This window comes from Stenotrophomonas sp. 278 (assembly GCF_003935715.1).
GTDB lineage: Bacteria > Pseudomonadota > Gammaproteobacteria > Xanthomonadales > Xanthomonadaceae > Stenotrophomonas > Stenotrophomonas maltophilia_AH.
This window is the reverse complement of the sequence record NZ_RHPP01000018.1, coordinates 13,305-25,244: the sequence shown is the minus strand read 5'-3', so window position 1 is coordinate 25,244 and position 11,940 is coordinate 13,305. Positions and strand designations below refer to the sequence as shown.

Genomic DNA, 11,940 nt, shown 5'->3' with positions numbered 1-11,940 from the left:
CCCCTGCCCCTGTCGCATGACCTTGGCACGCCCCGCCGGGCAGCCGCATGCGTCCAGCTGGTACGCCGACAGCGTGCCGGACGTGCCCCTGCGCCCTGCGCTGCGCGGCGACACCCAGGCCGATGTGTGCGTACTGGGCGCAGGCTACACCGGGCTTTCTGCCGCGCTCTCGCTGGCCGAGCGCGGCTACCGGGTGACCGTGCTGGAAGCGCAGCGCGTGGGCTGGGGAGCGTCCGGGCGCAATGGCGGCCAGGCCATCGTGGGGTATGGCTGTGAGGTGGACACGCTGGAGCGGCTGGTCGGCAAGATCCATGCACGCGCGTTGTTCGACTATTCGCGCGAGGGCATGGCCCTGCTGCGCCGACGCCTGCAGCACTACCAGATTGCCTGCGACTGGCGCGACGGGCATGCCAGCGTGCCGATCAATGCCCGCCAGGAGCGTGAGCTGCGGCGGGGCATGCAGCGGCTGGTGGAGCACTACGATTACCCGCTGCAGTGGTGGGGCCGGGCGCAACTTCGCGAGCAACTGGACAGCCCGCGCTATCGCGGGGCGATGTTCGATGTGGGCAGCGGCCATCTGCATCCGCTCGCCTACGCCCAGGGCCTGGCCCGGGCGGCTGAAAGTCTCGGCGTCGTCATCCACGAAGCCAGCCCCGTGCAGCAACTGCTGCGCGAACCCCGGCCGCAACTGCGCACCCCGGAAGGCAGCGTCCGTGCCGACCACGTCGTGATTGCCGGCAATGCGCTGCTGGCCGGCATCGCCCCGGAACTGGAATCGCGGATCATGCCGGTGGGCACCTATATCGGAGCCACGCCGGTGCTGGGCGAGGAACGCGCGCGCAGCCTGATCAGCAACGACATGGCGGTGGCCGATGTCAGCTGGGCGCTGGACTACTTCAAACTCAGTGCCGACCATCGGCTGCTGTTCGGTGGCCGCGCCAGTTACTCCGCCCTGCCCCCGCCCGGACTGCGCGGGGTAATGACCCGACGCATGCACCAGGTGTTCCCGCAGCTGCGCGACGTCGGGCTGGAGCAGGTCTGGGGCGGGTTCGTCGACATCACCCGCAATCGCGCCCCGCATTGGGGGCGACTGACCCCCAACGTGTACTTCGCACAGGGCTTTTCCGGACACGGCGTGGCGGCGACCGGGCTGGCCGGCGAGGTGATCGCGGCGGCCATTGCCGGGCAGAATGAGCGACTGGACGCGTTCGCCCGCATTCCGCACCGTCGCTTCCCGGGAGGACCGCTGCTGCGTACCCCGCTGCTGGTAGCGGCGATGTCCTGGTACAAACTGCGCGATGTGCTGTGGTGACCCGGGAACGGAAAGACAGGACGCGACATGACGTCAGGCAATGTGAAGCAAGGACTCATACTGGCCGCGGCGTATGCCGTGGCCTGCTGGGGTCTGTGGCATCTTTCGGTGGACCAGTTCTTCCTGCCGGCCGGGTTGCGGGTGGCCGCGCTGATCGTGGTACCGCCGCGGTTGTGGCCGTATCTGCTGCTGGGTGAGTACGCGTACTTCGTGCGTTTGCGCGCGCCGATGGTGGACACCTACGGACTGACCTGGGCCGTGGCCGGTTCGGCGGTGCTGATGCCAGCGGTGATGGGCGTGGTGCACCTGCATCGCCGCATGATTGCCGCCCGCAACGAGCTGTGGCTGCCGTCGGTGGCGGCGCTGGCCGCCACGGCAACCTGCGTACTGAAGCTGCTCTCCATCCACCTGCTATGGCCCACGCCGCCGGATGTGCCGGTACTGCACCAGGCCACCGTGTAGCTGATTGGCGACTTCACCGCGATCCTGACCCTGGCTCCGCTCGCACTGCTGTGGATCCGGCGCAGAGCAGGCACGGGGTGGTCGCGACGGATCGCCCCGCGCAGCGCCGCAGCCGCCTGCACGCTGCTGGGAATGGGCGTGGCCGCCGCACTGCTGCCGGCCGATGTCGCCCCCTTGCGTGCGGGCCTGCTGCTGCTCATGGCCCTGCCCGCGATTGCGCTGACGGTGCTGCACGGCTGGCGTGGTGCGGCCATCGCGGTGCCGTTCTGGAGCATCGTCACCGCCTTCAGCATGCACAGCACCGGCCTGCCCGGCTCCTTCGACGCCAGCACCTACGCCTGGCAGCAGCACCTGTCGCTGTACGGCGTGGCGCTGCTCAGTCTGGGAGCCAGCCTCAGCTATTACCAACGGCAATACCGCACGCGCGCGCGCAGCGAACAGCAAGTCCTGGCGCAGTCACGCGCTGCGTTGCATGCCAGCGAAGCCGCACTGCGCCACCGTGCGCAGCAGATGCGCCGGGTCGGCGAAGGCATCGACCTGTCGCACGCGCAGATGGCGCAGTGGCTGCAGGCACACGGCTACGCACGTCTGGCGGACAGCCTGCTGCACACCGCCGAAGTCTGTTCCAGGCAGTTCCGCGCGCAGACCAGCATGGTGTACCCGGCCGCATTGGAGCAGATCGGCCTCTACCTGGCGCTGCAGACCGGCGGCATCGGGCAGGAATGGGAACGCAGCTACCGGGTATTGCCGCCGCGCTTCGGCGGCGATCCGTGTCGGCTGAGCGTGGATCTGCAGCTGGCCGCCTACCGCACACTGACCGATGCAGTGTCGTTGCTGCTGGAGCGCGAGCCGGGCCAGCTGCGGGTGCGGGTGCGTTGCGGGCAACAACGGCAGATGCAGGGGCTGGTGATGACGTTGCGCCTGTTGGACCCCGCGCAGACGATCAGCGCCGCGACCACGGTGCTGGCGATTGAGCGCTTGAGTGCGCGGATTCGCGCTTATGGGGGTCGGATCGAATGCCGGGGTGGCTGCATCCGCATGGTAATGCAGGAAACGGTGCGGGTGCCGGCGCTGCCTTAGTGGGTGAGCGAATATCAGAATCTTTTCAAAGCCGCCAGCGGGACAGGAACTTAACCTTTGCTTCACGCGACGGCGACGGCAATTCAGCTCCTGACATTTAGACCACGCCGCCCACTACTTCCACCTGGTAAGAGATTCTTGATGACACTTGCTCGCTGTATCGTTGCCCTTACAGCGCTTTCGCTATCGTCCGGAGACGCACTCGCCAAAGCCGTTGCATCAGTAGAACACGCACGTGACGGCGCGTCGTTGGACGTCATTCTGATAGTGAAGTACTCAAACACAGGCAATGACGACGTCTCTATCCGTGAGGCAGACCTCCCCAGGACCATGCCAGATGGCCGCCTTTGGAATAACGCATTTCAGGTCATCTCTTCGGCCGGTTCATCGGCTCCCTACACTGGCGTAGTTGTAAATTTGAGCCCGGAGGCGCGCACATCTCGAATCACCCTCAAACCCGGCGACGAGACGGTCATTGAGGTGAATCTTTCGAAGAACTATCGCCTCCAGCCGAACACACACTATCAAGTAACTCCACGTGGATTCGAACAGAGTCGACCGAACGGGCTGCAGCAGAACCACTCCCGGCACCCTGACGGAGACACCTCCATCTATACCGAGTCCCCAAGCATTCTCTTGAAGACCGACGCCGCCCCTAGCAGAGATTCAGGCTCAACTGCAAACGATCATCTGCACCCTCGAGCCACTTGCCCCCCCGACAAAACACTGGCGGTAACTCAAGCGTTGCCCATCGCCGCACAAATCGCACGCGGCGCTCAGGAATACGTCGAGGGACTTTACGAACTCAACCTCGGGCCAGATGGCACCTATCTCACCTTCAACCAGACACCACGTTACACCACGTGGTTTGGTATCCACGGGGATCCAAATGTGCCAAACCCGACCAACCTCAGGATCAAGGAGGTGCTGTCGTCGACCGCGAGCCGCTTCGGCATGCTTTCACCACCATCGTGCAACTGTCCTGACTCCATAGCGGACAGGGTAATTGCGTGGGTGGATCCCGACTCGGCCCACGTCATCAACTATTGCCCCAAGTTCTTCAAACTCCCGATAGGTCCAGGCATAGCCACAGGATCGAAGTCACGGACCATCTTTCATGAAGTGACACATTTCAATGATTTCCTCGCCAAAGGCGCTGACGACTACGAAGCTCACTTTGCGCTCCCCGAAGACGCGCGCAAGCTGGCTGTGGATGCACGCGATCTAGCGTCAAATCACTCGTACAGCTTCGAGTACTTTGTCGACAACCTCGACTCTCAAGAATAGTCCGTTCGATTAGAATTCTCAGCTGATACGAAACCACCTGAATGAACGCCATGGGCGGACATCCTTCGAGCGCCCTCCCACTGATATGCGTCAACACTAAGGCCCATGGAGCTCTGCTCGATGGGCCGTTCGTCTGAAGAACTGGCGGTGATGTCGCCAAAACGCTTCCGCGTTCGCCGCGATCCCAAAATATCAGAATCGTGTCAAAGCCGTCAGCCCATACACGCCATTAGCCTTTATTTCACGCAGCGACCACAGCAATGTCGGTTGCGGGGGAATCGGATGCAGATCCGGAGGCAGATCAGTTGATGGCGGATGACAACTTACGTGTGTGCGGCTTCGTGAGCGACGAGATCACGTACTACCAGGTAAAGGACGTCAGTGGCCGGGTGCTGGTGCATTTCGCCAACGCCGGTCATCTGTTCTGAGCGATTCCGGCAGGCACGGTTTCCGCACGTACCTCGCTGCCGTCATGGCGGTTGAAGACCTCGCCGGACGCGGTGCCGATTGTCATCTATCGAAATCCGCACTTTTCGCTGGTGCTGTACGACGACGGCAAAGTGCCGGTGTGGTCGGTCGAATTGCCGGAGCAGCTGTAGAGCCGCGCCATGTGTGGCTGCGGGTCGCCCGGTGATACGTCCCGGACGGGCATGGCCCGTCCCGACGCGACACGTGACACATTCGGTGAGGCTGGGTGAGAAATGTGAAAGCCTGCGCAGATTCAGAATTTGCCCCTAAAGTCCCCCGCTGTCTGGCCGCTACCAAACCTGACCCACCCGGAATCGAGCGAACCAAACATGCCGGCACTGTTGCAGGGCGCTTTTGACAGCAGCCCCGGTGATGCACTTCCCCAGCGCATTCTGCTGGTGGAAAACTCGCGCACGTTCACCACCATGCTGAAGGAAGCCATCGAGCAGCGGCTGGAGCTGCCGGTCTCGGTGGCCACCAGCCTGGCCGAGGCCGGTCGCCTGCTGGACGAGGAAGACGGCTGGTTCCTGGTCCTGACCGGGCTGGTGCTGGCTGACGGCGACCGCGACCAGGTGGTGGAGTACTTCCTCTCGCGCGGGCTGCGCACCGTGGTGGTCAGTGGCGTCTATGACGAAGACCTGCGCAAACGCGTGCTGCAGCAGCAGATCATCGACTACGTGCTGAAGAACACCCCCGGCAGCGTGGACTACCTGGTCTGGCTGGTGCAGCGCCTGGAGCGCAACCGCCGCATCGCGGCGCTGGTGGTGGACGACTCGATGTCCGCACGCATGTACGCGGCCTCGCTGCTGCGCATGTACGGGCACGATGTGTACGAAGCCGCAGACGGGGCCGAAGGCCTCAAGGCGATCGAAGCCCACCCCGCCATCCGCCTGGCCGTGGTGGACCAGGAGATGCCGGGCATGGAGGGTGTGGAGTTCACCCGCCGCCTGCGCACCCTGCGCTCGCGCGACAAGGTGGCAGTGATCGGCATTTCCGGCAACACCGATCAGACCCTGATCCCGCGCTTCCTCAAGAACGGTGCCAATGACTTCCTGCGCAAGCCCTTCTCGCGCGAGGAATTCTTCTGCCGCGTTTCGCAGAACGTCGACCAGCTGGAGCTGATCGGCACCCTGCAGGACCTGGCCACGCGTGACTTCCTGACCGGCCTGCCCAACCGCCGCTGCTTCCTGGAGCAGAGCCAGCGCCAGTTGCCCGCCTTGCAGCACAGCGGCGAGAAGGTCGCGGTGGCGATGATCGACATCGATCACTTCAAGCACATCAACGACACCTATGGCCACGAGGCCGGCGACGACGCGCTGCGTGCAGTGGCCGCCACCGTCGCCGACCACGCCCGCGACCAGGACCTGACCGCCCGCTTTGGTGGCGAGGAGTTCTGCCTGCTGGTGCCGGGACTGGAAGAAGACGAAGCGCTGGGCTACTTCGAGATCCTGCGCCAGCGCATCGCTTCGCTGCAGGTGCATCTGGGTCCGACCATCCTGCGCATGACCGTCAGCATCGGCGTGTGCTGCCTGACGCCGCAGCGCGACTCGCTGCACCTGCTGATTTCTGAAGCCGACCGCCAGCTTTATCTGGCCAAGGCCGGTGGCCGCAACCGGGTCAGCAGCAGCACCACCGCCACCCCCGCCCGGGTTGCCGAAGCACTGCCTTGATCCAGATCAACGCAGGGGCGCAGACCCCTGCCTAGAGTGGTTCCCGAAGGCAATCGCACAGGGAGCGCGACATGGCAGTTCTGGTCTGGCAGGACGATCTCAACACGGGGATCGACGTCATCGATCACCAGCATATGCGGATCGTGGAGATGCTCAACCATCTGCACGCGGCGCAGACCAGCATGCATCGGTTGGCGGTCGCCGAAGTGATCGACGAGCTGATCGACTACACCATGTCGCACTTCGCGTTCGAGGAAGAACTGATGGAGGAAGCCGGTTATCCGTTCTGCGCGGCACACAAGCGCGTGCACGAGATTTTCGGCAAGCGCGTGCTGGAGTACCGGATGCGCTTCCAGGCCGGCGAAGACGTCACTGACGAACTGCGCAACATGCTCTCGCGCTGGCTGTTCAACCACATCCGCGGCGACGACCAGGCCTACGCGCCGGCAGTGAAGGCCCACCTCAACAAGTTTGCCCGCGAGCACGAACAGGGCGGCTGGCTCAGCCGCACGGTCAAGCGGCTGTTTGGCTGAGCGCGGCGCGCCGGCTCATCGCCAGCAGCGCCACCAGGGTGACCAGCGCGGTCAGGCAGAGGTAGTAACCCACCGCCAGCAGACCGAAGCGTTCGGCCAGCCAGGTTGCCACATACGGGGCCGGCGCGGCCCCCAGAATGCCGGCGATGTTGAACGACAGCGAGGCCCCGGTGTAGCGCACCTGCACCGGGTAGATTTCCGCGAGGAACGTGCCGCAGGGCCCATAGGTCAGACCCATCAGGAACAGACCCAGCGACAGGAAGCTGACCACCATCCACGGGCTGCCGGCCTGGAACAACGGGGCGAAGACCACGCCGAAGCCGAGGATGAGACCACTGGCGACGATCATCGTACGGCGCGTGCCCCAGCGGTCGCCGTAAAGTGCCGACAGCGGAATGCCCGCGGCAAAGAACAGGATGCCGACCATCTGCATCAGCAGGAACTGCTCGCGGCTGTAATGCAGCACCGTGGTGCCGTAGCCCAGGGTGAACACCGTCATCAGATAGAACAGCACGAAGGTGGCAAACGCGCCGAGCGTACCCAGCAGCAGGGTCAGCGGATGGTGCCGCAGCACCGTCCACATTGGCAGGCGCACCCGCTCGTTGCGGTCCAGTGCAGCCTGGAACTGCGGGGTCTCATGAATGTTCAGACGCACCCACAGCCCCACCGCCACCAGCAGCGAGCTGGCCAGGAACGGAATACGCCAGCCCCATTGCAGGAAATCGGCATCGCTCATCATCCGCCCAAGCAGCAGGAAAATACCAGCCGACAGCAGGAAACCCAGCGGTGCGCCGAGCTGCGGGAACATGCCGCACCAGGCGCGCTTGCCAGGCGGCGCGTTCTCGGTGGCCAGCAGGACCGCCCCACCCCACTCCCCGCCCAGACCCAGGCCCTGGCCGAAGCGGCACAGCGCCAGCAGCGCCGGCGCGGCCAGGCCGATGCTGGCGTGGGTGGGCAGCATTCCAATGGCAACGGTGGACACGCCCATGGTCAGCAACGCTGCGACCAGGGTGGCTTTGCGGCCGATACGGTCACCGTAATGCCCGAACACCGCCGAGCCGACCGGACGCGCGATGAAGGCCACTGCGAACGTCGCCAGCGACTGCAGCAGGGCCGCCCCTTCGCTGCTCTGCGGGAAGAACAGGTGCGGGAACACCAGCACCGCCGCGGTGGCGTAGATGTAGAAGTCGAAGAACTCGATGGTGGTGCCGATCAGGCTGGCAGCCAGCACACGGCGGGGCGAATTGACGGGCGTTTCAGCAGCAGTGGTCGACATCGGGTACACGGAAGAAGGCAGCTGCCGGATTCTGCCACGCAGGTTGCGGCGCGCGGTGGGATGGTTGCAGGCGCAACCGTAGAGCCGGGCTTGCCCGTTTGGCAGATCGTGCGACGTCGTAGAGCCGGGCTTGCCCGGCTGCCGGCAATGGCGCGAAGTGCAGCCGGGCGTGAATGTTCAGCTGCCGAGATGGATCCAGGTCGCCTTCAGCTCGGTGTACTTGTCGAACGCGTGCAGTGACTTGTCGCGGCCGATCCCGGACTGCTTGTAGCCACCAAACGGTGCGGTCATGTCGCCACCGTCCCACTGGTTGACCCACACGCTGCCGGCGCGCAGCTGCCGTGCCACCCGGTGCGCACGACCGAGGTCGCGGGTCCAAACCCCGGCGGCCAGCCCGTACACCGAGTCATTGGCCAGGCGCAGCGCCACTTCATCGAACACGGTCGGCTGCACATAGCTGCCGCCCGCCACCACCTCCACGCGCTTTCCGCCCAGCAGCAGGCGCGCCCCTTCCGCCTGGCCACGGGCGATGTAGTCCAGCACCCGCCCGGCATGTGCGGCGTCCACCAGCGCGCCCATCGACGCCAGCGGATCCAGCGGATGGCCCGGCTGCATGTGCTCGGCGTGGGCCAGCACCCGATGCACGAATTCGGCCTGGATCGAGCGCTGCACCAGCAGGCGCGAGGCGGCGGTACAGACCTCGCCCTGGTTGTAGAAGATGCCGGTCGCGGCCGCCTTGGCCGCCGCATCCAGGTCCGGGGCATCGGCGAACACCAGATTGGGGCTCTTGCCACCGCACTCCAGCCAGACCCGCTTGAGGTTGGAGCGCCCGGCGCACTGCAGCAGCGTTCGCCCCACTGCAGTGGAACCGGTGAAGGCGAGTACGTCCACGTCCATGTGCAGGGCCAGTGGCTCACCGGCGCGCTCACCGTGCCTTGTCCACCGCCTCGGCGGTCCAGCGCAGGCAGCGCACCGCCCCGGGCAGGTCGTCGCCGCGTGCATCGCGCACCGGCTTCCCCATATCCAGGGTCTCCAGCAGCGCCAGTTCGTCGGCGTGTTGCTCGACCAGATCGGCCAGCCGCAGCAGCACCCGCTTCCGATGCACCGGTGTCGCGCGCGACCAGTGCCCGGCTTCGAAACTGCGTCGGGCGGCGATGACCGCGCGGTCGACATCGGCGACTGCACAGTCGGCGACCCGCGCCAGCAGCCGGCCGTCGACCGGACTGATGCAGTCGAACTGCGCGCCGTCGGCGGCGTCGACGAAACGACCGTCGATGAAGGCCTGGCCGTGGGGGCGCAGCGCATCAGCCTGCTGCTGCCACTGCGCCCGCGAGCGGACCGCGTTGTCATGCACGGTGTTCATCGGCCCTCCGGCCTGGGCAATCCCGCCCTGTTATACCGCGCCCGTCACGGTATTCCGTGACGCGGCTGCGATAGAGTCGTGAGCATCCGTTCAACACCGGAGTGACCAATGGCGTCCGTCCAGTCCCCGCTGTCCACGCTGTCGCAGCAGCGCCCCGAGTCGCTTGAAGCGTTCTGGATGCCGTTCAGCGCCAATCGCCAGTTCAAGGCGGCACCGCGCCTGCTGGTCCGCGCCGAAGGGATGTACTACCACGACGTCGACGACCGGCCCATCCTGGATGGTGCCGCCGGGCTGTGGTGCTGCAATGCCGGCCACGCCCGACCCCGCATTGTGCAGGCGATCCAGGAACAGGCCGCGCAGCTGGATTTCGCGCCGACCTTCCAGATGGGCACGCCGCTGCCGTTCGTGCTGGCGCAGCGACTGGCGTCGCTGGCTCCGGCCTCGCTCAACCATGTGTTCTTCACCAATTCCGGCTCCGAAGCCGTGGATACGGCGATGAAGATCGTGCTGGGCTATCACCGGCTGCGGGGCGAAGGCCAGCGCACCCGCTTCATCGGCCGCGAGAAGGCGTATCACGGGGTTGGGTTCGGCGGCCTGTCGATTGGTGGCCTGCCCAACAACCGCAAGGCGTTTGGCCCCCTGCTGGCGGGCACCGATTTCCTGCGCCACACCCTGGACCTGTCACGCAACGCGTTCAGCCCCGGCCTGCCCCGCCACGGTGCCGAGCTGGCCGAGGACCTGGAGCGGCTGATCGCGCTGCATGATGCCTCCACCATTGCGGCCGTGTTCGTCGAGCCCGTCGCCGGCTCGGCCGGAGTGATCCTGCCGGCACCCGGCTATCTGCAGCGGCTGCGGGAGATCTGCGACCAGCACGGCATCCTGCTGGTCTTCGACGAAGTCATCACCGGCTTTGGCCGGGTCGGCAATGCGTTCGCGGCACAGCGCTTCGGGGTGACCCCGGACCTGCTTACAATGGCCAAAGGCCTGACCAACGGGGCGGTACCGATGGGCGCGGTGCTGGTGTCCGACGCCATCCACAGCGCTTACATGCAGGGACCGCCGGCGGCGATCGAGCTGTTTCATGGCTATACCTATTCGGCCCATCCGCTGGCCTGCGCGGCAGCACTGGCGGCGCTGGACACCTATGCCGCCGAGGGCCTGTTCGACCGCGCCGTCGAGCTGGGCGAGTACTGGCAGACGCGCCTGCACAGTCTGCGCGGGCTGCCCAATGTGCTGGACATCCGCAACTTCGGACTGATCGGCGCGGTTGAACTGGCCCCGCGCAAGGATGCCCCCGGCAGCCGGGGCTATGAAGTGTTCGAACGCTGTTTCCGCGATGGCCAGTTGCTGGTGCGCTGCACCGGCGACGTGATCGCGTTGTCGCCGCCCCTGATCATCGACACCGGGCAGATCGACCGGATCGTGGACGTCCTGGGCGAGATGATCCGGGCCACCGGGTGACCGGTACAATGGTGGGTCACGTCCCGCCTGCGTACCGGATTGCATGGAAATCGTCGTCAAAGAAGAACTCAAGGCCTACATCGACCCGCTCACTGCAGACGAGCACGAAGCGCTCGAGCGCAGCATCCTGGCCGAAGGCTGCCGCGACGCGCTGGTGTTGTGGAACGACGTGCTGGTGGACGGCCACAACCGCTATGGCATCTGCCAGAAGCACGGCCTGCCGTTCCAGACCGTGCAGAACACCCGTTTCAAGTCGATGGACGACGTGCACCTGTGGATGATCGAGCAGCATCTGGGCCGGCGCAGCGTGTCCGATTTCCAGCGTGGCGTGCTGGCACTGCGCAAGCGCGACATCCTGGCCGAGCGACATCGCGCCGAACAGGCCCTGCTGCAGCAGGAAAGCGACGGCGAGATCGCCGAAGCGCCGCCAGCCGGTGATGAAGACAGCCCGCCGTGGGCACCGGCACCGAAGGTCAGCCGCGCCGACATGGCCCGCGAGGCGCGCCTGAGCAGCAGCCAGGTAGGCATGATCGAGCGCATTCACAAGCAGGCCGCACCAGAACTGGTGGAAGCCGTGAAGACCGGGGTGATCTCCATCAGCGCCGCCGCCGCGGTGGCCGATCTGCCCGAAGAGGAGCAGCGCGCGGCTGCGCAGGCTGGCAAGGATGAGCTCAAGCAGGCGGCCAAGCGCGTGCGCGAGGCCAAGCGCAAGCCGCGCAAGCCGGTGCAGGAAGTGCTGGCCACGGCCGAGGCCGATTTCGAAACCGACCCCAGCCGTGAGGCGGAGATTGCAGAGGCGCTGGAGGCGCTGGGCGAAGGTCCGGCCGAACTGCGCCAGCGGGTGATTGCGCTGACGCTGGAAAACGATGCGCTGCGCAAGCAGCTGGCCGAGCTGCGCGCGGCAAACGGCTGACGCTGGAAAACCAGATGGGCACATGTAGAGCCGGGCGTGCCCCGCGGCGTGTAATCGCGCGCGGTGACAGCAGCCGGGCAAGCCCGGCTCTACGAAAAGCGACATCACACAGCGC

At 65.7% G+C, this 11,940-nt stretch carries 9 protein-coding genes and 1 pseudogene; 8 read left to right on the top strand and 2 right to left on the bottom strand.

Features of this window, described 5'->3' with window-relative positions:
• Positions 1–16 precede the first annotated feature (16 nt).
• The 6 genes from EGJ34_RS05020 (at position 17) to EGJ34_RS04995 (ending at position 6,812) form a co-directional block, all read left to right on the top strand.
• Positions 17–1,312, top strand: coding sequence for an FAD-binding oxidoreductase (locus tag EGJ34_RS05020; protein ID WP_125359446.1), 1,296 nt, complete (start codon positions 17–19; stop codon positions 1,310–1,312).
• Positions 1,313–1,339: 27 nt separating this feature from the next.
• Entirely contained in the window at positions 1,340–1,774 is a 435-nt protein-coding gene (locus EGJ34_RS05015) for a hypothetical protein (RefSeq protein WP_125359445.1), read from the top strand.
• Positions 1,775–2,854: an MASE1 domain-containing protein gene (locus EGJ34_RS22500; RefSeq protein ID WP_221740384.1), complete on the top strand. Its 1,080-nt coding sequence runs from the start codon at positions 1,775–1,777 to the stop codon at positions 2,852–2,854.
• Positions 2,855–2,995: 141 nt separating this feature from the next.
• Entirely contained in the window at positions 2,996–4,141 is a 1,146-nt protein-coding gene (locus EGJ34_RS05005; RefSeq protein WP_125359443.1) for a M35 family metallo-endopeptidase, read from the top strand.
• 797 nt (positions 4,142–4,938) lie between these two features.
• The gene (locus EGJ34_RS05000) at positions 4,939–6,279 is read left to right on the top strand and encodes a diguanylate cyclase (RefSeq protein ID WP_125359442.1); all 1,341 of its coding nucleotides are present in this window, start codon (positions 4,939–4,941) and stop codon (positions 6,277–6,279) included.
• A gap of 71 nt (positions 6,280–6,350) precedes the next feature.
• A complete protein-coding gene (locus tag EGJ34_RS04995; protein WP_125359441.1) occupies positions 6,351–6,812 on the top strand; it encodes a bacteriohemerythrin in 462 nt (153 codons plus the stop codon).
• Here EGJ34_RS04995 and EGJ34_RS04990 read toward each other — a convergent pair.
• Together EGJ34_RS04990 and EGJ34_RS04985 are read right to left on the bottom strand one after the other, a co-directional pair.
• Positions 6,793–8,088, bottom strand: a complete 1,296-nt coding sequence (locus EGJ34_RS04990) for an MFS transporter (protein ID WP_125359440.1) — start codon at positions 8,086–8,088, stop codon at positions 6,793–6,795. The two genes, EGJ34_RS04995 and EGJ34_RS04990, sit on opposite strands and share 20 nt — an antisense overlap.
• 177 nt (positions 8,089–8,265) lie before the next feature.
• Positions 8,266–9,451: pseudogene (locus EGJ34_RS04985) on the bottom strand (aldehyde dehydrogenase family protein).
• Positions 9,452–9,559: 108 nt separating this feature from the next.
• Between EGJ34_RS04985 and EGJ34_RS04980 the strand changes: the two are divergent.
• Together EGJ34_RS04980 and EGJ34_RS04975 are read left to right on the top strand one after the other, a co-directional pair.
• On the top strand, positions 9,560–10,912 hold the full coding sequence (locus tag EGJ34_RS04980) for an aspartate aminotransferase family protein (protein WP_125359439.1): 1,353 nt from the start codon (positions 9,560–9,562) through the stop codon (positions 10,910–10,912).
• A gap of 43 nt (positions 10,913–10,955) precedes the next feature.
• The gene (locus tag EGJ34_RS04975) at positions 10,956–11,825 is read left to right on the top strand and encodes a plasmid replication/partition related protein (protein ID WP_125359438.1); all 870 of its coding nucleotides are present in this window, start codon (positions 10,956–10,958) and stop codon (positions 11,823–11,825) included.
• The last annotated feature ends 115 nt before the right edge of the window (positions 11,826–11,940 follow it).